Source organism: Pantoea sp. F_5 (assembly GCF_008631595.1).
GTDB classification, from domain to species: domain Bacteria; phylum Pseudomonadota; class Gammaproteobacteria; order Enterobacterales; family Enterobacteriaceae; genus Pantoea; species Pantoea gossypiicola.
In genome coordinates this window covers 14,801-35,300 of record NZ_VWUO01000028.1, presented here as the reverse complement: position 1 = coordinate 35,300, position 20,500 = coordinate 14,801, and the positions used below count along the sequence as shown (strand labels likewise).

Annotated in this window: 38 protein-coding genes; 5 read left to right on the top strand and 33 right to left on the bottom strand. The window is 48.3% G+C overall.

The features are described 5' to 3' along the window. The 13 genes from F3I44_RS22620 to F3I44_RS22565 form a co-directional block, all read right to left on the bottom strand. Positions 1–399, bottom strand: a 399-nt coding sequence (locus F3I44_RS22620) for an HK97 family phage prohead protease (RefSeq protein ID WP_150019646.1), incomplete at its 3' end; no start/stop codon positions are given. Continuing rightward, positions 392–1,642, bottom strand: a complete 1,251-nt coding sequence (locus F3I44_RS22615; protein WP_150015760.1) for a phage portal protein — start codon at positions 1,640–1,642, stop codon at positions 392–394. The genes F3I44_RS22620 and F3I44_RS22615, both read right to left, overlap by 8 nt. After that, positions 1,642–1,791, bottom strand: coding sequence for a hypothetical protein (locus tag F3I44_RS23825; RefSeq protein ID WP_190285991.1), 150 nt, complete (start codon positions 1,789–1,791; stop codon positions 1,642–1,644). The genes F3I44_RS22615 and F3I44_RS23825 overlap by 1 nt, the downstream gene beginning before the upstream one ends. Beyond that, positions 1,788–3,521: a terminase large subunit gene (locus tag F3I44_RS22610; protein WP_150015739.1), complete on the bottom strand. Its 1,734-nt coding sequence runs from the start codon at positions 3,519–3,521 to the stop codon at positions 1,788–1,790. Before F3I44_RS22610 ends, F3I44_RS23825 begins: the two co-directional genes overlap by 4 nt. Further along, a complete protein-coding gene (locus F3I44_RS22605; protein ID WP_150015738.1) occupies positions 3,518–4,000 on the bottom strand; it encodes a phage terminase small subunit P27 family in 483 nt (160 codons plus the stop codon). Before F3I44_RS22605 ends, F3I44_RS22610 begins: the two co-directional genes overlap by 4 nt. Before the next feature lie 145 nt (positions 4,001–4,145). After that, positions 4,146–4,496, bottom strand: a complete 351-nt coding sequence (locus F3I44_RS22600) for an HNH endonuclease (RefSeq protein WP_150015737.1) — start codon at positions 4,494–4,496, stop codon at positions 4,146–4,148. 14 nt (positions 4,497–4,510) lie between these two features. Then, the gene (locus F3I44_RS22595; protein ID WP_150015736.1) at positions 4,511–4,939 is read right to left on the bottom strand and encodes a lysozyme; all 429 of its coding nucleotides are present in this window, start codon (positions 4,937–4,939) and stop codon (positions 4,511–4,513) included. Then, positions 4,905–5,273 (bottom strand): phage holin family protein, encoded by a 369-nt coding sequence (locus F3I44_RS22590; protein WP_223811734.1) that lies wholly within the window; start codon positions 5,271–5,273, stop codon positions 4,905–4,907. The genes F3I44_RS22595 and F3I44_RS22590 overlap by 35 nt, the downstream gene beginning before the upstream one ends. After that, complete coding sequence (locus tag F3I44_RS22585) at positions 5,273–5,641, bottom strand: putative holin (protein ID WP_190285990.1); 369 nt, start codon at positions 5,639–5,641, stop codon at positions 5,273–5,275. The genes F3I44_RS22590 and F3I44_RS22585 overlap by 1 nt, the downstream gene beginning before the upstream one ends. 74 nt (positions 5,642–5,715) lie before the next feature. After that, positions 5,716–6,171 (bottom strand): hypothetical protein, encoded by a 456-nt coding sequence (locus F3I44_RS22580; protein WP_150015734.1) that lies wholly within the window; start codon positions 6,169–6,171, stop codon positions 5,716–5,718. Between the two features lie 65 nt (positions 6,172–6,236). Next, complete coding sequence (locus F3I44_RS22575; RefSeq protein ID WP_150015733.1) at positions 6,237–6,542, bottom strand: hypothetical protein; 306 nt, start codon at positions 6,540–6,542, stop codon at positions 6,237–6,239. A gap of 65 nt (positions 6,543–6,607) precedes the next feature. Further along, on the bottom strand, positions 6,608–6,865 hold the full coding sequence (locus F3I44_RS22570) for a hypothetical protein (protein ID WP_150015732.1): 258 nt from the start codon (positions 6,863–6,865) through the stop codon (positions 6,608–6,610). 21 nt (positions 6,866–6,886) lie between these two features. Then, the gene (locus tag F3I44_RS22565) at positions 6,887–7,429 is read right to left on the bottom strand and encodes a hypothetical protein (protein ID WP_150015731.1); all 543 of its coding nucleotides are present in this window, start codon (positions 7,427–7,429) and stop codon (positions 6,887–6,889) included. Between the two features lie 524 nt (positions 7,430–7,953). Between F3I44_RS22565 and F3I44_RS22560 the strand changes: the two genes are divergently transcribed. Further along, a complete protein-coding gene (locus tag F3I44_RS22560) occupies positions 7,954–8,250 on the top strand; it encodes a hypothetical protein (RefSeq protein WP_150015730.1) in 297 nt (98 codons plus the stop codon). Positions 8,251–8,273: 23 nt separating this feature from the next. Here F3I44_RS22560 and F3I44_RS22555 read toward each other — a convergent pair whose 3' ends face one another. The 14 genes from F3I44_RS22555 to F3I44_RS22490 all read right to left on the bottom strand — a co-directional run bounded on the left by F3I44_RS22555 (position 8,274) and on the right by F3I44_RS22490 (position 13,878). Then, positions 8,274–8,597 (bottom strand): hypothetical protein, encoded by a 324-nt coding sequence (locus F3I44_RS22555; RefSeq protein ID WP_150015729.1) that lies wholly within the window; start codon positions 8,595–8,597, stop codon positions 8,274–8,276. Between the two features lie 111 nt (positions 8,598–8,708). Next, complete coding sequence (locus tag F3I44_RS22550; protein ID WP_150015728.1) at positions 8,709–9,017, bottom strand: antitoxin PHD; 309 nt, start codon at positions 9,015–9,017, stop codon at positions 8,709–8,711. Positions 9,018–9,020: 3 nt separating this feature from the next. Then, positions 9,021–9,335 carry an Rrf2 family transcriptional regulator gene (locus F3I44_RS22545; protein ID WP_150015727.1) on the bottom strand — a complete coding sequence of 105 codons (315 nt, stop codon included), beginning with the start codon at positions 9,333–9,335 and terminating at the stop codon, positions 9,021–9,023. A gap of 51 nt (positions 9,336–9,386) precedes the next feature. Further along, the gene (locus F3I44_RS22540) at positions 9,387–9,983 is read right to left on the bottom strand and encodes a hypothetical protein (RefSeq protein ID WP_150015726.1); all 597 of its coding nucleotides are present in this window, start codon (positions 9,981–9,983) and stop codon (positions 9,387–9,389) included. Further along, positions 9,980–10,234, bottom strand: a complete 255-nt coding sequence (locus tag F3I44_RS22535; RefSeq protein WP_150015725.1) for a hypothetical protein — start codon at positions 10,232–10,234, stop codon at positions 9,980–9,982. Before F3I44_RS22535 ends, F3I44_RS22540 begins: the two co-directional genes overlap by 4 nt. Further along, positions 10,234–10,452 carry a hypothetical protein gene (locus F3I44_RS22530; RefSeq protein ID WP_150015724.1) on the bottom strand — a complete coding sequence of 73 codons (219 nt, stop codon included), beginning with the start codon at positions 10,450–10,452 and terminating at the stop codon, positions 10,234–10,236. The genes F3I44_RS22535 and F3I44_RS22530 overlap by 1 nt, the downstream gene beginning before the upstream one ends. Beyond that, positions 10,449–11,012 (bottom strand): hypothetical protein, encoded by a 564-nt coding sequence (locus F3I44_RS22525; RefSeq protein ID WP_150015723.1) that lies wholly within the window; start codon positions 11,010–11,012, stop codon positions 10,449–10,451. Before F3I44_RS22525 ends, F3I44_RS22530 begins: the two co-directional genes overlap by 4 nt. 28 nt (positions 11,013–11,040) lie before the next feature. Then, the gene (locus F3I44_RS22520) at positions 11,041–11,442 is read right to left on the bottom strand and encodes a hypothetical protein (RefSeq protein ID WP_150015722.1); all 402 of its coding nucleotides are present in this window, start codon (positions 11,440–11,442) and stop codon (positions 11,041–11,043) included. 166 nt (positions 11,443–11,608) lie between these two features. Beyond that, positions 11,609–12,004 (bottom strand): hypothetical protein, encoded by a 396-nt coding sequence (locus tag F3I44_RS22515; RefSeq protein WP_150015721.1) that lies wholly within the window; start codon positions 12,002–12,004, stop codon positions 11,609–11,611. A gap of 2 nt (positions 12,005–12,006) precedes the next feature. Beyond that, positions 12,007–12,366 carry a DUF1064 domain-containing protein gene (locus F3I44_RS22510; protein WP_223811733.1) on the bottom strand — a complete coding sequence of 120 codons (360 nt, stop codon included), beginning with the start codon at positions 12,364–12,366 and terminating at the stop codon, positions 12,007–12,009. Next, entirely contained in the window at positions 12,299–12,730 is a 432-nt protein-coding gene (locus F3I44_RS22505) for a Ref family recombination enhancement nuclease (RefSeq protein WP_150015720.1), read from the bottom strand. Before F3I44_RS22505 ends, F3I44_RS22510 begins: the two co-directional genes overlap by 68 nt. Beyond that, the gene (locus F3I44_RS22500; RefSeq protein ID WP_150015719.1) at positions 12,727–12,954 is read right to left on the bottom strand and encodes a hypothetical protein; all 228 of its coding nucleotides are present in this window, start codon (positions 12,952–12,954) and stop codon (positions 12,727–12,729) included. The genes F3I44_RS22505 and F3I44_RS22500 overlap by 4 nt, the downstream gene beginning before the upstream one ends. Then, the gene (locus F3I44_RS22495; protein ID WP_150015718.1) at positions 12,938–13,393 is read right to left on the bottom strand and encodes a hypothetical protein; all 456 of its coding nucleotides are present in this window, start codon (positions 13,391–13,393) and stop codon (positions 12,938–12,940) included. Before F3I44_RS22495 ends, F3I44_RS22500 begins: the two co-directional genes overlap by 17 nt. Further along, entirely contained in the window at positions 13,390–13,878 is a 489-nt protein-coding gene (locus F3I44_RS22490) for a helix-turn-helix transcriptional regulator (protein WP_150015717.1), read from the bottom strand. Before F3I44_RS22490 ends, F3I44_RS22495 begins: the two co-directional genes overlap by 4 nt. Positions 13,879–14,034: 156 nt before the next feature. On the opposite strand from F3I44_RS22490, the gene F3I44_RS22485 reads away from it, so the two are divergent. The 4 genes from F3I44_RS22485 to F3I44_RS22470 all read left to right on the top strand — a co-directional run bounded on the left by F3I44_RS22485 (position 14,035) and on the right by F3I44_RS22470 (position 16,124). Next, complete coding sequence (locus F3I44_RS22485; protein WP_150015716.1) at positions 14,035–14,670, top strand: helix-turn-helix transcriptional regulator; 636 nt, start codon at positions 14,035–14,037, stop codon at positions 14,668–14,670. A 63-nt stretch (positions 14,671–14,733) separates the two neighbouring features. Then, positions 14,734–15,096 carry a hypothetical protein gene (locus tag F3I44_RS22480; protein ID WP_150015715.1) on the top strand — a complete coding sequence of 121 codons (363 nt, stop codon included), beginning with the start codon at positions 14,734–14,736 and terminating at the stop codon, positions 15,094–15,096. A 123-nt stretch (positions 15,097–15,219) separates the two neighbouring features. Continuing rightward, the gene (locus F3I44_RS22475) at positions 15,220–15,891 is read left to right on the top strand and encodes a ParA family protein (RefSeq protein ID WP_150015714.1); all 672 of its coding nucleotides are present in this window, start codon (positions 15,220–15,222) and stop codon (positions 15,889–15,891) included. Between the two features lie 2 nt (positions 15,892–15,893). After that, entirely contained in the window at positions 15,894–16,124 is a 231-nt protein-coding gene (locus tag F3I44_RS22470; RefSeq protein WP_150015713.1) for a hypothetical protein, read from the top strand. A gap of 84 nt (positions 16,125–16,208) precedes the next feature. On the opposite strand, the gene F3I44_RS22465 is transcribed toward F3I44_RS22470, so the two are convergent. The 6 genes from F3I44_RS22465 to F3I44_RS22440 form a co-directional block, all read right to left on the bottom strand. Next, a complete protein-coding gene (locus F3I44_RS22465; RefSeq protein ID WP_150015712.1) occupies positions 16,209–16,703 on the bottom strand; it encodes a hypothetical protein in 495 nt (164 codons plus the stop codon). Between the two features lie 125 nt (positions 16,704–16,828). After that, a complete protein-coding gene (locus F3I44_RS22460) occupies positions 16,829–17,083 on the bottom strand; it encodes a hypothetical protein (protein WP_150015711.1) in 255 nt (84 codons plus the stop codon). Positions 17,084–17,197: 114 nt separating this feature from the next. Continuing rightward, a complete protein-coding gene (locus F3I44_RS22455) occupies positions 17,198–17,476 on the bottom strand; it encodes a helix-turn-helix transcriptional regulator (protein ID WP_150015710.1) in 279 nt (92 codons plus the stop codon). Then, complete coding sequence (locus F3I44_RS22450) at positions 17,457–17,786, bottom strand: type II toxin-antitoxin system RelE/ParE family toxin (RefSeq protein WP_150015709.1); 330 nt, start codon at positions 17,784–17,786, stop codon at positions 17,457–17,459. The genes F3I44_RS22455 and F3I44_RS22450 overlap by 20 nt, the downstream gene beginning before the upstream one ends. Before the next feature lie 1,081 nt (positions 17,787–18,867). Further along, positions 18,868–19,563: a RepA protein gene (locus tag F3I44_RS22445; protein ID WP_190285989.1), complete on the bottom strand. Its 696-nt coding sequence runs from the start codon at positions 19,561–19,563 to the stop codon at positions 18,868–18,870. Between the two features lie 497 nt (positions 19,564–20,060). Further along, positions 20,061–20,498 (bottom strand): tail fiber assembly protein, encoded by a 438-nt coding sequence (locus F3I44_RS22440; RefSeq protein ID WP_150015708.1) that lies wholly within the window; start codon positions 20,496–20,498, stop codon positions 20,061–20,063. Positions 20,499–20,500: the final 2 nt, after the last annotated feature.

The window sequence follows — 20,500 nt, the reverse complement described above, 5'->3', positions numbered from 1 at the left end:
GTCGTCCTGATACCAGTCATCGCCATCACGAGCGATGCGAAATGCAAACGAACTTTGGCTAATATCTCCACGCTGCATGGGTGCGATTACCAGATCCCGAATCGTCTGTGTTTCAGGGGCGGTAATTTCATAGCGCAGCCCCTTATCATCTACAGAAAGAGCCAGCGTTCCCGCAGCACTTCTCCCCAGGATAAAGTTAGGGTCGTGGTTAAATAACGCCCGAACATCGTCACCTAAGACATTATCGAAAGCGCCAGGCTTTATGATTTCCCTGAACCCAAAGATCACCTCAGAAAGAGTGTCAAAAACAGAACCATACCCGACAATTCTCGTCGGCTCGCCATCATCCTGTGCAGCCCTGATTTCCCCTCCGTAGCTACGTTTTTCAATATCACTCATTTAAACCCAACTCCTTTTCAACATCTTTAGCTACAGCCCCAGAAGGCGTGGCCGCATTTACACTAATGAGCATTTCATCGAGACCATCACAAGGGTTCAGGTCTTCAAAAACGCGCACCTCATTTCGACTCATCCAGCCATCAGTAATCGCGTAGTGGTACAAAGCGGCACGTTCTTTCGGCGTACCACGTAGCAAACCAGCCAGATTGAATTTTACGTAGTAGCCTGCGGCCCGCTCCTGACGAGTAAATATTCGGCGATTTAGCTCCTGCTCCCAGTTAACTACCCAGGGCATGACTGAAAACCTGACGAACTGAATAGACTGTTCGGAGATATTGGAGTACGTAGCCGCTTCAAGGTCATTAATCATGTGTGCCGGCACGTTAAAAATCCCGGCGATAATGGACCGATTAAGCTTCATCATATCGATTAACTGAGCGTCAACGGGTGATACTGTCAGGGCCTTATAATCAAGATCTGCAGGAAGTAAAAGCGTCTTATTCTCCTGGCCTTTGAGTGCGGCGGCGGCCTGCTTCCAGACCGATTTTAAACGGTTCCAGGACGCATCTTTAATCTCATTTTTTACTGTCACTATCCCTGCTGGCCGCGCATTACCATTAAAGAAACTTTCCGTATATGCCTGCCCAGAAAGACCTAATCCAATTGTCTGCGCATGCTGCATGATCGGAGAAAGTCCATACTTGTAATCATTTCCTAATGCCCGGATGTGGATCATGTCATCCATTTGCACAGCCCAGGAACCATCCTCCGTATAAACCCCGTACACATACCGCGTACCGTTGCGAACAAGCGAGGTTTCCCACGGCATCCGATGAGCCAACTGGGTAACTTCGCCCCGCCTGCTTCGTATGACTTCGGTATAACCGTTTCCCCAGCCCAGGATATGACGCTGTTTAAGCTCCCGCCATTTGTAGGACGTTTCCCAGGCGTTGGGTTCATCGTGAATAAGATAAAAGGCCGGGTGATCTGTTGCTGCCTCTATATTCCTGCCGGTCTTACGAAGGACGCGCACCGGCATCTGCGCAATACTCGACGAGAGGACATAAATACACGCATAAACAGCAGCAAGTTTCATCGCTGTTTCAGGAGATACATAAACGCCACTGAGTAGGCCGCTTACCGCATCTATGGTCTCGCCGTTCAACGGCACATTAGGGTTTTCAAGTGAGCCGGGGCCGCTGTTTATATCAGCATCGGATCTAAAAAAGGCATCCAGAAGCATCATTGCCCCCTTTTACGCGCCAGCGCCAGACCAGTAATCAGCATTCCTGAACCAGCAACAGCAAGGCCAGCAACAATCCCCCAGCGAAGATAAGCCGCAGCAATGAGCATTCCAAAGCCAACAAGCCCCAGGTAATCGTGTAGTTTCATAAAAAAAGTAAATCCTCATCAGGATCGAGATTTGCGAGAAAATCGGTAGGTTCATGCAATATGGCGCGTCCAATCGCCATTATTAGCGCTACAGCTCCGTCAATCTTGTTTTCTGACTGCTCTTTGATGGGTCGAACAACGTCATCATTTCCGGGAAGTGTTTTGCCTACAACATTACTGATACACCAGCTCAGTATTGGATTTCCGTCATGGTGAAATCGCCCGGATTCTATAGCCGCTTCCAGCTCCTTCATGGGATCCGACATACTGGTGTAATTCTGGATGATGGTAATGGGATTAAGCCCTTCATCCTCCAGATCGTGGGATAATCCTGTAGCACCAGACGGATCGATGGGGGACTCTGTAACCGGGTTTAGCCGATTGGCCGCTTTGGCCTCTTCCAGGATATACCGATAATCCACCTCCGCGCCGTCAGTGACGGTCAGCAGCCCCATTTCTACCCACTTCTGAAATCGTTCAGCTGTTCGCCTGTCCTCATTTTTTTCAGTACTGTAAACCGTGTCATACGGCACCCAAAACTTAGGCGAGACACTGTAGAAATGACGCTTCCCGTCAATTTCTCGCGTAAACAACCGCGCCATGCTGTTGAGATCGAGTTTCCGCGCAAGGTCAAAAGAAAGAATGCAGGGTTGTCCCTCAAACATCTCAAGAGTAAGGGTTTTGTCCTCGCATTTTTGCCAGCTAATAAGGTTGTAATAAGCAGCCCTTGCAGCAACCCACACATTAAGATGTTTCGTCTTAAAAATGCTGGCCTGCCGGGCATTGTTTATTGCTCGCTGTTGCTGGCTCAGGAGGAAATCACGATAAACCGATACGCCCATATTGGGATTGGCTTTCGCCAGCACTGCCGGAGAAGTCCAATCATCGCCCTCATCTATCGTATAAATCACGCCAAAAAGCTCATCGTTCGGCACAGAGCCGCTTAGCATTTCAATTACTTCACGGCGCTTGTCATAACACGGGCCTTCGATATTGAAGCCCGCTGTAGTGATAGCCCACATCAGAGGCTGACGACGCGCCCCCATACCAGTAAGCATTGTGGTATAGAGCGCATCGGTCTGGTGCTCATGGTACTCATCGACGATGGCGCAGTGAGGCGAGGAGCCATCGCCAGGATTGCCTATCAATGGCTCAAAACGAGCGCCATCTTCAGGCCGGTTTAAGTTTGAGGCATTGACTTCTATTCCGAATGCCTCAACCAGCATCGGGGTACGTTTACACATTATTCGGGCGGGGCGGAAAACCTCCCATGCCTGCTTTTCGGTCGTTGCGCCAGAGTAAACCTCAGCGCCAAATTCTGAATCGCATGTAAAGCAAAACAGCGCTACCCCAGCTGATATGGCTGATTTACCGTTTTTCCGTGGAATCTCGGTATAAACTTCACGGAAGCGGCGCAATTTGGATCCTTTATGAACCCAACCAAAAGCACAGCAGACGATGAACAATTGCCAGGGTTCAAGCGTTATAGGCATACGCTTAAACGCCCACTCACCCTTTGTGTGAGGCAATAGCTGGATAAACTTCGCCGCCTTTTCGGCACGGTCTTTATCAAACCGAAACCGAAATTTTTTACTCTTCTCGACGGCCAAATCGTCAATATGGCGCTGGCAAGCCTGAATGACATAGCTACAAGCCGGAATCTTCCCCCTGACCACATCGCGGGCATACTGATTCGCGGCATTGACGCTAGGGTAAGTTTTACGACTCATGAGTTAATCATCTTGATAAAGGGGTTATCTGTCTTTTTGGCACTTGGGCCAATAAGACGCTGGCGACTTGAAGGATCAAGCCCCAGCAGACTACCGAACGTGACAATTTGCCGCATAGCTTCATTGGCCGCCGTCAACGCAGGGTTCTTCTTTGGCCCACTTTCAGAAGCAACAGTGATCCCATACAGCACCACTTCTTTTTGGGCCTCATGCCAGTTTCTGAATGCAGTGCAAAAGAGCACAACATTATGTAGATCAGTCACACAGAGCACCCCAGCAGTGCATAACTCTTTCATCACTGTGTCCCACATCTGGCGCTGAACATCATCAAACCACTCTGGCGGCTCAGCTTTTGTTACGGGCGTGAAGCTGGGTTCATCTTTATTCAGCGCACGTTTGCCGGGATTGCCAGCAAGTGCCTTTTTGGCCGTTGGCTTAGGCTTTCTCCCCCTTCCAGGCACTGTAGATTTCCCGGTCATGGGCATTTCCTGAATTTTTTAATTTCGCGGGTGCAAAAAATCGTTGGGGCGGGCAGTCAATTAGGGCTTTGGTCCTGGTGATTTTTATACCCCCCTACCCAGTCTCGGAGCCGCACGCACCATCTTTGATAGTCATGACCTATCATCATTTGAGGCGTTCTCTGGCCGTTTTGGCGCGATGGTGATCCGTGCAGATGCATTCGAGATTGCTTAGCGCATCCGTTCCACCGTGCGCTTTAGCAATCACATGGTCAACACTTGAGCCGGGGCGATAAATACCTTCTCGCTTACACTGCTGGCACAGCCCTTTGTCACGCCTCACCACCTGATTACGTAGCTTGCGCCACTCTGCGCCATAGCCTCGCTCAGTGGCGCTCTGGCCTTTAGAATAGTTTTTCCATCCCTGCCCAACGTGCTTATCGCAGTAGCCGGAAGGATCGACAGTGACAAATCGGCAACCTCGCACACGACAAGCCTTTTTGATTCTTGGGGGCATAAGCACACTCTTATTTAGTGAAGAAGAAACAGCGCTTTTTCAGCAGCGCGGCGTTTGACCAGTCCAGGCTGCAAAACGTTTTTGGCAAATACCCAGCGCCCGAACTGGTCAGCAGCGGCAGTAAAGCTGCCCGCGTTCAGCCGGGTCAGCAGCGTAGACGAGGCCAGATTGCCCCTGCCCAGGTTGAAGGTGAAGCTCACCAGCGCGTCAAACTGATGCTGGTTTAGCTCAACTTTCACCAGACTTTTTACTGCGTTTTCTGCATCCACCACGTCAGTTATTAGCCAGGCTTCGGCCTGTGCGGCTGTGCAGGTGTCGCCCTCCTTTACGCGAGCAGTGTGGCCGTAACCAATCGTCCATACGCCAGCCGGGCAGAGATACGCTTCAGTCCGCAATCCTTCGAACTGCTTAATCAGGTCGAGGCCAGTTTGACTCACGTTCACTTTTATTCCCCTTCACCAGATGACCGACATTGCCCCGCGCACGCCAGATGGCCATGCACAGCAGGAGGTTTATCAGAACCTCTGTCCAGTCGGTGTAAAAGTATTCGCCGGTCAACACCCGGATAGTGACCGAAGCAGTAGCTACGGCGAGCAACCAGGCCAGCCAGCCCATTAAGCGGTTATGTTTTGCTTTGCCGCGCCGGAACGTCAGCAGCCGCATAGATGTGATGGCACAGATAATGGCGTTGGTATTCAACATCAACCATTCGTAGTGCTGTCCGATCCATCCAATCGGATCACTAATGAAACTCATGAAGCCATTCAGGAAATTCATCAGCCACCCCCGCGAAATCTGGATAACATCGACGGGCCATCTTTGCTGCTGATTGCCATCAGGATTCGGACAACTGCCGCCGAAGCCACCAGCGCCCCGATGGGCATATCCACTGCTGTGTTATGCGGTGTTACTGCTTCAATCAGGCTTGCAGTAAACGGTGCGGCCACCAGCCCAATAGCGAAGGACAGCGCACCGAGGAAAAGACGCCACCAGATTTTGAAATCACTGGCTGACGCAACAAAAATTGCAGCACCGGCAAACGCGCCAATGACAGTCGGGCCGTCAAGCGGGCCGAACAAACTAACAAGGGTTATGCCGGTTACTGCTGCCGTAGTCGCGCCAGCGCCGGTAACGGGTTCGGCCACATTAATTACTCCAGAAATGAAAAAGCCCACATGCGCGGGCTTTTAAATATTTATTTAATTTGTTATTTCTGATTTTAAGCCTGAACGTCAGGCACTGGCTCATTTACATCAGCAGCGGCGGCCTGATCCTGCCCGTTATCTTCGGAATGCTTGTATTGCAGATTGTCTACGTACTTTTGAACAATCGCTTTTGCCGCTTTCTGGTCTTCTTCCACAATCTGCGCGGCCAGTGTTTGAACAAGATCGGTCTCTTCGGCAGTAGCTGCTGCCTGTAATGGTGCGAAGTAGTCACCGCAGGCAGCCTGAACTGCATCAGCATTGTGCAGCGTGATATGCGTCAGAACTTCATTTGCAGCAGCGGCGGCATCATCTGGCGTTACGCCGGTATAGACTTTGCTCACAAGAAGCGACACAACAGCATCAGAACGCAGCGCCTTTAAAGCGCTTTTCTGTAAGGTTGAGGTTAATGACATTGGTTTGTCCTCTTTGGGTTTGATGAACAGGCTTAACAGCCTTCTGATAAAACTCACGGGTTATCCCTTTTTCAGGGCACAAAAAAACCGCAATTAAGCGGCATTCTTTCGGTTAATGATGGCTATCGGCTATATGAAGCCCGTTTCGACTCAAGCCCTTTAAGGTATGGCTCAGCCTCCACCAGCTCTTTCATAATATTTGTTTGCTTATCCACCTCTAAGGCAATATCCAGAATTGCATCCAGTTCCTTCTTAAACACCTCAACGGATCCTGGAGTTATATTCTCAGGGCCGGAAGCGCCATAAAAGGTCATTTCTGAAAATTGATCCCAGAGACGGCTTCGGATTGCATTCCCTGACTTGCAGAGTTCAGTAATATTTTGGCTTGCCTCAGTGTAACGGCCAATTGCGTCATAATTCTTGTTCATAACACCCCTTAAATAATTAAATATTTATTTAAAAACTTGTCACTTTTGGTCATAAGCAGCACATATCAACCTTCTTTCTTATCAGCTCGCTCATTAACAGTCGCAAGCCATCCCACTACTTCATCATGCGATTTAAGTGCATTGGTAAGTAATAATTTGATTTCGTTCATGGCGCTGTCTGTTACAGATTGATGGTGATAAAAGCGTATGTCTGCAATCGCCTTCTCTGCCCTTTCCAGGTCTTCGAGCATTGAAGTCCGAAGCTCAGAAATTCGCGCCTGCGCATCTGGATACTGACTGACTGCTTCATAGTTCTTAATCACAGCACACCTTTAATTAAAGATTTATTTACTGAGTCGTGTTTTTTCTGCCTGCTGGATAGCGTACAGCTTGCCGTTCGCTTCATCCAGCGCACTCAATAGCGGGTCTATCCAAAGCACTGCCTGACGGTATGTCAGTTTGCAGGCGGTAACGGTGCGATTACCAGACTCGTTAGCGTTTTCGGAAGTTCCTCGCACTGCTGCGGCACGTAAACGCTTCGCGTAGTCGAGCAACCCGCAAGCAACAGAATTATCAATAAGCTCATCAGCAGCCTTAACCCTGACCAGCTTTTCACGGTATATGACAACACGTTTTTCACTCTCCATAGTGGTTGTTTGCGTCTGGCGCTCTGTCGCTGCGGCTATCTCATTAAATCGCTGGAAGGTTAATGCCCGCTGAGCAATCACCCTAGACTGAAGGTCATTGTCACTTTGCAGTTGACTAGACCTGGATTCAGCCGCCGTTGCTCTGCTGTGAAAAATAACCACCAGCACACATAACCCAGCCACCAGCCCAATGAGTGATACGCACAGCCATAACCTGAACGCCTTAAATAGTCCAAACACTGCATATCTCCACAGTAAAAAGCCCCGCTGCAAGGCGAGGCTTTAGCCGATACGTAGATGTTGGCGTGGGTCATGGCTCAACCGGCGCACGTAAAGGTTTCCGTTGAGGCGTGGCACACGCCAACATCTACGGATCGGGTTTTGAATAAAATAAGTCTTTAAGAATGTTGTAACTAGCTCGCCCATTCCAAATAAAAAGCCCGCACTGAGTAAGTACGGGCTTTCATAGAAGCTGTGAGGAATCAGGTCGCGGACAAACGCCCTTCACTCTGGGCGCGACTTCGTCACGTTAATAAAAACACTAAAGTAAAAGCTCACCTAATTCAAACGAAAAATCGCCTATTGAAAAGCCCGGCGCTTATATTTTGATAAATATCAAAATAATTAACCCATACATCGCTTCAATTTGAATTAAAGAAAGATTTCCTATTTAATCCGAATTGAAGCGGTTAATTCAAAATGGAGCGATTCGGGCAACAGGTTCATTTCCGTGTCCGGTCACAATTGAGCGAGAGGCTACAATAATGAAAGTTAACCACGTCGATTACCTGGTATTAGGCGGTGCTAATCACGGCGAAATCTACAACGGGGAAAGAAGGGAAACTTTAACTTTGCGCTCCAGAGAAGCTATTCGGTCTTTGCCACCCTTCTGTGCCCCTGTATCTGAAGCCATGACGGTAATACCACCCGCAGTAACCTATAAAGTTCATGAGCATCAGGGGCTGGACGGGAAACGCTACCTGATTGCTACGAATCAGCCACTGACAGATTTCGATATAGACAATGAAATAAGGAAAGCAGGCATTGCGCCCACAGACTGATCTTTAATTATTTAATTAAATAACTAAAGCGATAGCGCCAGTGTCAGCGGGCCATAAGTGCGCCAGCAATCAGAATCGCCTTCACAAATGCATTCCGTAACTGGCGCTTTATCTCCGCACTTCCTGCAATGCCCCACCAGCAATAGTTGCTCCTGATAACGCACAAAATCCTGACGAAGCAGTAAACCAATATACTCTGACGGCGTATAGGCACTACGCCCCGGCCTTCGGGCTGCTGCAAGCTGACTCAGCATATCAATTTCAGCAGCATCAAGACGAAGCTCATAGCGCTTAACACCGGCTTTCCTGTCCCGCTCCCGCTGGCAGGCTTTGCGATCAGCACTCATATCAGCCTCAGTAGTTAAAGCGCTTAACAACGAGAACCAGCAACGCAATCAGAGCCAGCACACCAACAAGACCAGCAGCAACTTTAACCATCAACATGATTATCTCTCCTATCAACACCCACCAAACGGATCGCCGTTCGTCATGCAGGACGGACACTCACAACCTTCCCAGTAGTACGGAAAGGCACTATCCAGAAGTACATACCAGCGACGGTGCCGGTCACACCAGAAACATTCCCACGGTAATTTATACTCGCGCATCAGTCCACGAATCATCGCCGGGATTGTCTCTGACGGTAACTCCTCTGGTAACAGCTTGCCGGACAACTCCCTTTCCATTCGTGAGAGTTGCGCCCCCATAGCGCTTACTTCTCGCTTAAGGCGGCTGTTCTCCTCCTGCAACTCAGACTTAGTTGGCATCGCTTATCCGGCATTCTTCAAATCGCGCAACGTAACGCCATTCAAAGCATTAACCACCAGCTGCGGGGCTTTGTTTGAAGACAGGCAGGCAAGCGTATCAGCAACAGAAATCCTCGCCAGGCTTCGTGCGGGCATGTATCCACCACCAGGGCCGCGAAGTGATTCGATTAATCCCGCACTGCGCAGACACCGAATAATCTGCTCTATATAGCTAATAGAAATGCCGGTAGCTTCAGACAAATCATGGGCTGTACAAACGTCCAGCTCATCAAGACTTATCATGATTCTTAAGGCATTAATCTGTTTGTTAGTTAACATCACCCCCCCAAGCGACACGGCGATCAAATAAATATTTAAATAATTAAATGCTCATGGCCGCGTGTTAGCATTCAGGCGTTGCGCTTCTGCAATGTTGCGCAGGATGGAGGCGCGGCAGGCGTTAAAACCGTTGGCAAATCCCACATCGAAAACATCCTCATTGCCGCGAGTCACTTCACCCGGCACCAGCTCCGCCAAGCTAACGGCGGGCGCGGGGCGGTCGAATAGAGGTGTGACGTGTGGCACTTTGTCGTGCGGGCCTATCTGCCACCAGTTACCCGGGCCGTCCTCGTAAAAGTTGCCAACTGGCTCTTGCTTCTCAAATTCTGCCAACTTCGCCTCTGCTGCTGCCAGTTTCTGAGATAGCATCATCATGCCGTTGTGGTGCGGCTGCTCTGGCGCTGCAATCGGCGGCGTGGTGAATATCGGCAGTGTCTGGTTGTACTCACCTGACTTTGGTTCGGCTGACCAGCTTCCACCTGCACGCTTGCCGCGATATTCTTTCAGCGTTGCTGGATCGATATATCCGATTGGCTTCGCAGTCAGGGCGGCGAGTGCGATTTCATAAATCTGCCTATGCTGCCCAGCACTACCCGCCACCAAAAATTTGAGGAACTGAATCAGCGCCTGCTTCTCTTCTGCGTTCACCGGTCACCCTCCACGCGTTCTGCTGATTTCAACTCTATAATTTCCAGATGCTCAGGGCGTACGCGGCTGACTTTGACTGTCATGCTGCAACAGCTACAAGGGGCAAACTCCAAGTTGAAACCACGACTAACACCGGTGACCACAGCCACTGAACCCGCTGGCATTTTTGCGTAGCCGTTTTCCATTGCGTATAGCGTCTTCACGCGCGAACCTACCCAATCGGCCATGCGCTTTGGTGATTTGATAGCCATCACTTACCATCCTTAACCATTTCAGTAATGGTGATAGGTGAGACACTTTCCAGCAGCAGGCGTGCGCGAGTTCCGGCTATACCACCGCGGCGGCCAGCCTCTTTGTAGTAATACTCTTTGCCGCTAACCACCCACGTTGTGGCGCTTTGGTGCAGCTTGACGCACTTTTCACCGTCTCGCGTGATTACAGTTCCTGTATGGGTTTTAACAGTCATCACTCCGCATCCTCTGCAAGCCTGCCAGTAATCTCGACTTCTGGCGCTTCAACCGCCACATGCGGGTTTGCCCTGGCATCGTGGGGCTGTTCATACATTGCAGCAATATCAGCACGGGCTTTATCGGCATAGTCGCGTGTGAGTTCTTCGGCAGTGGCATTGGGCAGAAATTCAAGCGCTGACAGAACCGCCCCGGAAACATCAGCAACTTCTGAGGGCGTAGCTTTGATAAAACCCGATTTCCATGCTGCCAGTATACGGTTAGCTGCAAAATGAATACCTTCAGCCCGAATGGCGGTTAGCTTCTCTCTGCTTTCTGCTGTTTTGGTTACAGCCGCGTAAGCGTCCCGCTGCTTGCGAAGATTCACTATAATCTGTAAAGCATCAGCGGCCAGCTCGGTAATATCGATATACGAGGAGGCTTCGCGGCCTGCTTCATCCTCCCCATAAATTTCAAATTCCCCGGAATCAATGTCGCTCATTTCCACGGCTGATATTTCGTGCAAAAACCATTCAACGTTTGATCCATAACGTAACTCGCGGTCGTTGTTATCCATCATCATCACCTTTAATTAAAGAATTAAATATTTATTACCGAATCGCATCGTTTATGCTGATTAGCTTCTGCCGCTTCAGGTAGTTCATGGCGTCGTTCGCCATCATCACGCCGGGTGGGTTCGCGTTATTCCTCATCGAGAAAGAAAGACGTTTAATCCACATGGTCAGCTCAGCCACCAGCATTTCATTGTTGAGGCTGTCTGACTGCTTCTCCTCTGGTTGCCGCACAACAGGCGACACAATCACCTCCTGCCCGGATTTAACAGATTCAACCGCTGCAACGCCGGTATTCAGCAAAACGCCCAGCACTGACAAAACATCATCGTTATTGTTGCAACGACAGTCGTTGATAAGCCGCTCAATGGCCGCTGCGGCCATTACCTGTACCTCATGCCTTTCAGGGCATAGCCCCGTTTCGTGATTTACATTGGTCATAACATTATTCCTTTTAAATAATTATTTAATTATTTAACGGCTCGCTAGCTATGAGCCGGATATCGCAACAGCAAAGGCGACAAAAAATGTCAGAATGAAGATGAATAGGGTGCCGCCTACGCATACGGCGATAAATTTCGCCCTACATAATAAAGAATTAAATAATTCAATATTCACACAGAATCCCCAGCCGCTTAGCAAGATATTCAGCAACGAACCGCCGCGCCTTCTCCAGCTTGCGCCGGTAACGGATTAGCGGAATCCCCATCGCAGCAGACTTACCCAACTGTGTCTGAGGATTGCTCCTGAACCGCTTAACGCCATACTCAACACGCAAAACCCCGGCTGATAACTCATCCTGAATCTTCAGAAGCGCTACCGCCCCCTCGACGCTGGTTTCTACCGCGTCATTAGGTGCGCCGCCACCGCCTGAAAACTGGCAGTGCGTCACCATCATCATTTCTAAAATCGAAGCGAAACTACTTCCATATCCATAGCTGTAACCAGCAATCGCCCATCTGGCCCAAAGCTCCAGCAACTGATCCAGATCGCGGCGGTTCACGGTTAAACCTCCGTAATTACGACCGGGTAATGAAACTCCACCAGCTTTTTCTTCGTTTTATATTCGGTAGTTCTCACACCTTTAACGTCGATTACAGCCACCTCTCCAGAGGCATAAAAAACAAGGAAGTCGGCTACATACTTAACGCCACCGGGCAGGTGAAAAGGGGTCTGACGGAGAAATGTCACCACATCGCCTGCCATGACCTGACGCTTTAGCTGTACGTAGTAATTACACTCCTTCATGCTGTCGAATCTGAAGCCGTCCAGCTCACAACGCTTATTGCGGTATTTGTTAGCAGTTGGCGCTTTGAATTTCGTGTAACTCAGTGTCGGGCGGGTTGTCGCTAATTGAGAGGTCAAAACCTATCTCCTCTTTAATGTGATCGGGTATCTGCTCCCATGCATAAGCACACAGAAAAGCATCATCACCGTAGCGCTCACTGAAGCGTGGGCCATTACTCAGAATGGGATGGCGAACAGCTACATCTGACGCCGAACGGCAGGCACCAGGAATAACGCCGCGATGATGGACAGCACATAGACCAAAACCCCGAAAGTGTGCGTTTCGGTCTGTGCTGCCATAGTCGGGATCATGATGAAACTCAGTCCATACAGCCGGGTTTTCAATATCGCGCCCATCAAGACGACAGGCCACGCAGCCCACTTCTGATACGCAGGCACTTATATAAAGTCGCTCTGCCTTAGTTGGCGTTCTTCCGTTCATTTGTGACGAATGCAGTAGCGGTTAAACTGAAAAATTAAATCGGTATAACGGCTCTGCGCCTCTTGATTGGTGTTCAGCTCACTGCGTGAAGCTATACCGCAACGGCGGCGAAGGGCTATAGCAGCTTCTGCCTCATTAGTTACGGTGTCACCTGTGCAGGTAAGGAATTGCCAGAATCGAGGCATCTGGCAGAAACGTACCGCCCCCTTAACAAGCTGCTGCATGGCGAAGTCTCCCGTTACGTCTCATCTCCGCAACTAAACAACGTGAGAAAGCCTCCTCCGGCGTGCAATACATCTTTCTCTTTGCTTCCGTTCCGCATTTGCCCGGACTCGACGTGACAAAAATAAACTGATCGTCGATTCCAACACGGCCAGACAACAGCACTCTGGGCAGAACGCCAGGAAGCACACAGAAAAACGCGCCCCGCGCCCTTAACAGCGCTATTTCTTCCTCCCGAACAATGCCAGTAAATACAGTAAGCAGTTCAGGCCCGGCACCAGCAGCCGTCGCCGTGCGTATCGTGTTCAGCGATGCGCCTTCTTTACGGGATGAAAAGGTGATTTTGTGCAAACGGTAGTCAGGTTTGATGGCACGTTCCATTAGCGCAATCAGTGAGTTTTGCGCAGGTAAGTCGCTACCCATAAAGGCTAAAATCATCATGACGCTAAAGCCCTCAGATTTTCACGGCGGGTTACTGCAATGGTTTCGTGAATGAGATTTATATCGGACGGGTTTTTACCCAGTGAAGAGAGTTTTTCGAGGGCGCTACGAACTTCTCCAACTGTGACATTCGTAGTTTTCCAGCGGCACAAAATTAATTCAGTCTGCTTTTCGTCAACTTCAAAGCGAAGAGTCTGCTCTTCAAATATTTTTTTTAGCTTAGATAGATTGTTGACAAGAATGTTATTGCGCTGACGGCGTTTACAGAGAACCCGTGCCTTGCTTTTCTCAGCTCGCTTGCTTAACAACAGATGAAAATCCACTTCATCGCTAAGTTTTTCTAACAAAGTCATCATCATATCTGCTCTTGGATAACGATCACCACGGCAATAAGCAGATAATGTGGTGGCATTGACACCCAGTTTTCTCGCCGCAGATGCTATTGATCTTTCGCTTTCAACCCATTGCTGGAGACTGATCTTCATAACCACACCTCGAATTAACAACACATAACGAAGTTACAGAAAATTCATATTGTGTGTCAACTCAAATTGAAGTAGTTAATTCAATTTGTAGCGGTTTTTTTTCACAGCTAGGATAAAATTTGCCACCCAAAATGCGAACATTTCACGGTTAACTAAATGACAATCCAAACGCCAGAAATCATAGGGAAAAGAATTAAAGCGGCGAGACAACAAAAGGGCATAACAATCAAAGATTTATCTTTGTTAGTTAATTTGGCTCCATCCTCTATCCAGAACTATGAATCGGGGATCCGCCAACCTTCGCTTGACACACTCAAAGTTCTTGCAAAAGCTTTAGAGTGCTCTGCCGTTTGGCTTAGCACTCTTTCTGACATAAATGAGGGTGCTGAAAATTACTGCTACAGCCTGATAAATCCAGTTGTACCCGGCAGACCGCCATTAGAGGTTGATTCGGTGATGTTTTCTGCAAAGCACATCGAAGCTCACGGGGCCTCTCCTGCTCTGACAAAATTAATTAAGGTTACAGATGATTACTTATTTCCCGATATTAGAGAAGGGGATGAAGTTTTAGTTAATACCGGCGATAAAAATATATCAGTCAAGGCTGATTTTTTTTGTTTCTCCGATGCTGCCCAGAAACCAATAGTTAGATGGGCACGCAGAGATATAGGACAAGAAGGTTTTCATGTTTATTCGAATAACAATACTCACTCTCCCGAAGTATTTATTTCAGATAATACATGTACAGTTTTCATAATCGGAAAAGTAATCAGTCTTGTCAGATGGGTATAAGTAATGAGTTTGCTCCTCAAGGGTGAAGCATATCACCGATATGTAATCTCTATGAGGTGGAAAATGGAAGAAAACCTTTATCAGGTTATCGTTAATATCGATGCAATCGAAGCCTACTGTGATGCACTAGATTGCTTTCTTAACGACGCTCATACTCTACAAAATTTACTACCATCAGCGTTTACCTTGACTGTGGTTCAACACGAAAAGATAGCCAGCCTCACGACAGCATATGAGGCTTTATCTTTGCTTGATGATGCAACTACCTTATCTTTTCTTCTCAAAATAGCCAACCTAAACGTAGCCATAAATGCGATTCTGAATCAGTACGCAGAAGACAAAAGTGATATTCATATCAATAGCTTAAGAAGCATTAATGCTGACATCCTCTCTTTTCTGAATGAGTTCAGGGAATGCGTCGGATAGTGTCCAGGCGAAGGGCGGGCAACCGCCCAATCTTTAATTAAATAATTATTTACTGGTTTTGCGAGGTGATGTAAACTCCCTCAAAACGTTAATTCTTTAATTATTTATCAGGAGGGAATCTTAATGACGCTATCCATAGCTCTAATTGGAGGCAAGGGCGGGGTGACTAAATCAACAATCGCCCGCGCACTTGGCGTTGCATATGCTGCGGCTGATTGGCGTGTGCTGGGTGCCGATTTAGAACTAGGCCAGGCCACTATCAGAAAATGGGCTAAGCGGCGTGAAGAAGCAGGTTTTTTACCATCTGTGCCCGTTCAGTCCTTCGGTGCAGTATCAATGGCCGCGAAAGAAGTTAAAAACGGTTCATGGGACATCGTCATTCTTGACTGCCCGGCTTTCGCGTCAAAGTCGTCAATTGAAGTCGCAGAACTGGCTGACATGGTTGTACTGCCTACCCGCTTTTCTATTGATGATATGGAAAGTACCGCCGAAACGGCAAACTCACTGGTTGTAGCGGGCGTTCAACCAGAGAAAATAGCAATCGTGTTTTCAGGGGTAGCGGAAGCAAGATCCAGTGCAGAACGTGAGCGAGATAACGAAGACGCACGCGCATATTTCAGTACAACACCCTATTTTGTGATTGATGGCTACATCCCCCACCAGAAAGCCCTTAGCACAGCTCAGGATGTGGGAAGAACTATTACCGAATGTCAGTACAAAGGGCCACGAGAGAAAGCAGATCGTGTGATCCAGGGCATCATTTCACGTTTCGAAAGCATTACAGAGGACAAGTAATCATGGCATCACCTAAAAGACCACCACGCACTGCACCAACCATCGAACAAACAGCATCAGCAGTGCAGGCCACCAGCAGAGGGGCCAGAGAATCGAAAGGCGGAAAAGCCATGAATTTCAATGTTGATCCTGAGTTTTTTACAGAATATAAATCGTTCGCATCAATGAACAACCTGTCTATGAAACAGCTACTTGAAAATAGTTTCATGGAATACAAACGTAATCACAGTTGATTGTGACCGGACACGAAGCCCACTAAGTGGGCTTTTAGTTACGATATAAATAATATCCAAGTGTTTATGCAAGCATGTTGTTAATCAATCGACCATACCTAATTTGCACTTTATCTTTGGTGATTCATCCTCTCCTAAAATTTGGGACTGTACCGTAATTTTTCCGCTTTTCCATACGGAAATATAGATATGTCCCTTAGGCATTGAAAAGGTGAAAGTTTCACCTATTGCAATGAAGTCTTTATCAGAGAAAAAATCGTCTTCGTTCGTGACCTCTGGAATTAAAGAGGTCAACTCACCATTATAAATAGATTCGGGTTTATTTATTAATAGGGTTCCATTGAATTTTGTATTCAAGTCATATCCCACATGATTTAAAACGATTGTTCCATCGAAAGAATTTTTAGGGCATATAATCGAAAAAGCGCTAGACAAATTACCGTCCTTACGTGCTGCACTATCGATTAAGTTGACGATGGTAGTTGATAATTCTTTTTGTTCTTTATTTGTGGCTGAATGGGAAAATATAGATACTGTCGATAGCGAAAAAAGTAATATAAGTTTATATAGTCCGTTCACAATCGTTCCTTTTATCTTGTAATAAGCTTATTAGCCCGGTAAAGATAAGCATATTGTTATCAACAAAAGGTCTACGAACCGCAAATTTATTTGAAGCAGCAAAAGCCCGCAATTAGCGGGCTTTTTTATGTCAGCTCAAAATCGTCATCGAACAGGTGCGCGGTTATGGCGACTCTGTCAGCAGTGAGCGTGTACCTTATTCCCTCAGCAAGTGAGACAGGGCGATCAAACTCCAGCATGAAACAGTAATCGTACGTGCGGCCAAACCAGTAGCCGCCGCCACTCTCTCGGCTACGCTGAAAAAACACCCAACCCCCAGGCTGGTAACTCTCCAGCCGTTCGCCCCTGTAAACCACCTGATAATTGACGTCGCGTCCCATGATTCCCCTGTTTAAAAAATACTGTGTATTTAAACAGTATTACTGAAAAGGGAAAGCGGTCAAGTGGGGGCTTGCCGGACATAAAAAAGCCTGCTAATCGCGGGCTTTGCTGGCTTAAAAATAGAGCATCGCAGACTCGACTCCGCACGCTTTGGCGTAGCGGGCGACCGTGTCGACACTGGCCGACGTTATATTTTTTTCCATCCGGGACACAGTAGGCGGCTTAACCCCCATGCGCTCGGCGACTTGTGCGCTCGTCAGTCCGGCATGTTTGCGCCACTCCAGCAAAAGCGCCTGTAGGCGCTCTTTCCGTTCTTCGGCTTCGTATGCGGCGCGATATTTATCATCGCGCATCATTTCGGCATGGATCTCTTTATGTGTTCTGTACTTCACGTTTCATTTCCTCCAGTCGCTGCCAGGCTGTTTCGATTTCGGCGGGGGGCGTTTTCGGCGACTTTTTAATGAAAATCCTCAGCATATAGATTTTTTGGCCCGCCTGATAAACCCACAGCCCCCGCGATATATCTCCGCCCATTGTTCGCACTTCGAAAAGACCACCGCCTAACGACTTCGTGTGCGGCTCCCGTAACAGTCGGGGATCGGCTTCCAGTTTTGTGACCAGCTTGTCGAACTTCACGCGGATGGCCACGGGCAAACTTTTTAACTCTGCTTCCGCTTCGTCGTGGTAAATAACATCAAACAATTGGCGTCCCTCCCTGAAACGAACATTAGCCTAAAGGCTATCATAGCGCAAGGGCTAATATTCATTCAGTACGTACTCTATTTAACATATTGTATGTAACGCGCATCACCCGACCGGCACTCGCAGCCGGAATGCTTCCAACACGGTAAAAGGATCGATTATCCTGGTCGGAAACAGCCCTGTTTTATGTTGCTGATTTGTTAATGCGAGCAAGATTCATATTTGGCGTCGATTTTTTATCGAAGTGCGTGTTTTGGTCAGTTTGGGGTATTATTCTCAGCGGAACGAAAACTCACGTTATTTATTTCAGAAAGTTCTATTCTGAATCTCAAAAGGCACATTTTCTAATATAGGGATGCTGGGGCGATATTTCCGACCAGATGCGGCAGTTCTGCTGCTTGTGTCCCGGCTCCTTTTTAGCCCTTTCCTTTGCTAAGCCATACGGCCTTACAGGCGACTAATTTGCTTATCTAAGCCCTTTGCCCCGGTGAGCGGGCGAAACGGCGCGTAGCGACGTTACGTGCGTGATTTCCGGGGTCTTAGGCGAACGGCGCGATAGCGGTGTTGGCCTTAGAGGCTTAGTTACACCATTCCCATTGCCCCATGTGGAACATGGGGTGCTATTTCATAGGCGCTTGCGCCGCAGGCTGTTCAGTTATCCACTTACTAAAGGGGATAACAGTAATGTTTTTAATATTGGTTTCTCTTTTAAGTTTTTTTAAAAGAGAAACCAACAGAGTATTTGCACGGCTTCGCTTGCACTTGCATGTAACTTACGCACAGGGAATACCTGGCTTATGCGCGGAGAAGAAAAATGCATAGCCAAAAATATTGATGTAGAACGAGCAGCCGGCGGTGCTGGCCAGCTGCTGCAGTTGGATTCCGGCAACTCTATGAACCCATATTTTTTAGTAGCTTAGGTTGTTTAGGGTGGGCAAGAAGATAGTGAAAAAATTTGAATTATGACTGTGGCGCTTGGGGGGCTACCTCTGGCAGCTCTGCCGCCAGATTGCGGTTAAAATGATACCAGCTAGCAAAGGGCGTGCGGAATCACCGCCAGCTAAGGCGGTAGGTGAGGCTATCAGGCAAGGGTTGGAGGAGAGTAATAATCTAACTTGCGTTGGCGGGCGGTTTCACGCTTTGCTTTCATCCGGGCTAACCCGGCTTCAGCTTTACGCTTCCAGTTTGCCACCCGGATCGAGATCAGACGAGCGTCCCATGAGGCAATGACTTCTTCTGGCGGGGCTTCCAGTAAACGCGCACGTTCTCTGTAAACTTGCTTAAGCGGTATGCCCAGTGCAGCAAAAAAATCTTCTGTCACCTCAATATTTTTACAGGCACAGCGTGCATCGTAAGGATTAAAAGGGGCTTTTTCGGTAATGATCAGATTAAGCCATTGAAGGCGATCGCAACCCCGGCTTGCTCTTGAAGTCTGCTTACGACCCGTATCACTACGTGTTATGAGTCCAGCCCGTTCGGCCAGCGTTTCAAGATTGTGTCTGGTCTGCCAATCCCGCAAATCGAGATCGTCCAGAATAGCTAAGGCCAACTCACAAAGCGCATCCAGCCCAAACTGGTTTGCCTCATTGACCCAATAGCGTGACAGCCTGATTCTGCGTCGAAATTCATTTCTGATTTTCTGACGACCGGCAGTTGTTGCGAGTGTGCGTATCCACCGGCTCAGAAAGCGGCGGCGTTTGCGCGAAGCAACGTTATAGCAGGGGGTTTGCTTTGGTATGCCCGCAGGAGAGCATGAAAGTTTTAGGCTATCAGACATGTCCTCCTGCGCTTATTCTGCGCAGAAAGAGCATATACGGAATGTGTTGAGTTTTTCCGGGCATTAGTTATACTCCCCTTCAGGTAGCAGAATACCTGAAGGTTGTTGTGATAGCCCCGTTAATCTTTCCTCGCCGGCCAAAGTGAAGAGAAGATTATCGGGGTTTTTCCTTTTCTGGCTCCAAATAATTTTTTAGAACCAGCCCCGGCCACTTAACGGTGTGGCCAACCATGAAATTTTCAGAGACAAAGCTAATTACTGATATGCTTTAGCACATCCCGACACATAATTTCACTTCAAAGTGAAGTGTCACCACAGATACGAAATATAACCCTAAAGCACACGAAGATCCACCAGCAAACAAGCCTTAGTCCTTCGTTTCGGTTAGATTTTGCTCTTTAAGCAGTAACTGCCTGATACTCAAGCCCCGTATCATCCTTCAGATTCCACAAGCGAACAAGCAAAAGATCCTGGATCCTTGAAAGGATCCAAAGATTTTACGCTATCGGCTTCTCCGGCCAGACAATCGCGTTATATCCCGCCTCATCGTTGACGCTGCTGAGATCCAGCTTTCGCAGCACTTTGGCGTATTTCGTCCACTCGATAAGGCTGGCTTTGTCGTCATCGTCGAGAATGCCTGCGCTTTCTTCTCTTTCCCACGCGGTCATGGTGGCGTTCGCAGCGGTGAGCAGGCTTTGACGTTGTGCTTCAGCTCTGGCCTGCCAGTCGATTACCGGGTCGGTCAGAACAGGCTTACCAGTGCCGTCCGGGGTAATGACCTTACCGTTTGCCTGACCATTGAGCAGAGTCTGGTATTGCTCATCCGAGACAGCGACGGCATCGTCAGGCCAGCCGTCAGGAGAGGACTTATAATCATCTTCCAGCTCAGAGTGATAAAAGCCGTTATTTTTCGCACTGTAATAAATAGTATCCATAT

Coding starts and splice junctions, on each gene's coding strand:
- F3I44_RS22615 (WP_150015760.1), bottom strand. CDS start 1,642: ATGCTTCTGGATGCCTTTTTTAGATCCGATGCTGATATAAACAGCGGC.
- F3I44_RS23825 (WP_190285991.1), bottom strand. CDS start 1,791: ATGAAACTACACGATTACCTGGGGCTTGTTGGCTTTGGAATGCTCATT.
- F3I44_RS22610 (WP_150015739.1), bottom strand. CDS start 3,521: ATGAGTCGTAAAACTTACCCTAGCGTCAATGCCGCGAATCAGTATGCC.
- F3I44_RS22605 (WP_150015738.1), bottom strand. CDS start 4,000: ATGACCGGGAAATCTACAGTGCCTGGAAGGGGGAGAAAGCCTAAGCCA.
- F3I44_RS22600 (WP_150015737.1), bottom strand. CDS start 4,496: ATGCCCCCAAGAATCAAAAAGGCTTGTCGTGTGCGAGGTTGCCGATTT.
- F3I44_RS22590 (WP_223811734.1), bottom strand. CDS start 5,273: ATGAATTTCCTGAATGGCTTCATGAGTTTCATTAGTGATCCGATTGGA.
- F3I44_RS22575 (WP_150015733.1), bottom strand. CDS start 6,542: ATGAACAAGAATTATGACGCAATTGGCCGTTACACTGAGGCAAGCCAA.
- F3I44_RS22560 (WP_150015730.1), top strand. CDS start 7,954: ATGAAAGTTAACCACGTCGATTACCTGGTATTAGGCGGTGCTAATCAC.
- F3I44_RS22555 (WP_150015729.1), bottom strand. CDS start 8,597: ATGAGTGCTGATCGCAAAGCCTGCCAGCGGGAGCGGGACAGGAAAGCC.
- F3I44_RS22550 (WP_150015728.1), bottom strand. CDS start 9,017: ATGCCAACTAAGTCTGAGTTGCAGGAGGAGAACAGCCGCCTTAAGCGA.
- F3I44_RS22545 (WP_150015727.1), bottom strand. CDS start 9,335: ATGTTAACTAACAAACAGATTAATGCCTTAAGAATCATGATAAGTCTT.
- F3I44_RS22535 (WP_150015725.1), bottom strand. CDS start 10,234: ATGGCTATCAAATCACCAAAGCGCATGGCCGATTGGGTAGGTTCGCGC.
- F3I44_RS22525 (WP_150015723.1), bottom strand. CDS start 11,012: ATGATGATGGATAACAACGACCGCGAGTTACGTTATGGATCAAACGTT.
- F3I44_RS22520 (WP_150015722.1), bottom strand. CDS start 11,442: ATGACCAATGTAAATCACGAAACGGGGCTATGCCCTGAAAGGCATGAG.
- F3I44_RS22505 (WP_150015720.1), bottom strand. CDS start 12,730: ATGAACGGAAGAACGCCAACTAAGGCAGAGCGACTTTATATAAGTGCC.
- F3I44_RS22500 (WP_150015719.1), bottom strand. CDS start 12,954: ATGCAGCAGCTTGTTAAGGGGGCGGTACGTTTCTGCCAGATGCCTCGA.
- F3I44_RS22495 (WP_150015718.1), bottom strand. CDS start 13,393: ATGATGATTTTAGCCTTTATGGGTAGCGACTTACCTGCGCAAAACTCA.
- F3I44_RS22490 (WP_150015717.1), bottom strand. CDS start 13,878: ATGAAGATCAGTCTCCAGCAATGGGTTGAAAGCGAAAGATCAATAGCA.
- F3I44_RS22485 (WP_150015716.1), top strand. CDS start 14,035: ATGACAATCCAAACGCCAGAAATCATAGGGAAAAGAATTAAAGCGGCG.
- F3I44_RS22480 (WP_150015715.1), top strand. CDS start 14,734: ATGGAAGAAAACCTTTATCAGGTTATCGTTAATATCGATGCAATCGAA.
- F3I44_RS22475 (WP_150015714.1), top strand. CDS start 15,220: ATGACGCTATCCATAGCTCTAATTGGAGGCAAGGGCGGGGTGACTAAA.
- F3I44_RS22470 (WP_150015713.1), top strand. CDS start 15,894: ATGGCATCACCTAAAAGACCACCACGCACTGCACCAACCATCGAACAA.
- F3I44_RS22460 (WP_150015711.1), bottom strand. CDS start 17,083: ATGGGACGCGACGTCAATTATCAGGTGGTTTACAGGGGCGAACGGCTG.
- F3I44_RS22445 (WP_190285989.1), bottom strand. CDS start 19,563: ATGTCTGATAGCCTAAAACTTTCATGCTCTCCTGCGGGCATACCAAAG.
- F3I44_RS22440 (WP_150015708.1), bottom strand. CDS start 20,498: ATGGATACTATTTATTACAGTGCGAAAAATAACGGCTTTTATCACTCT.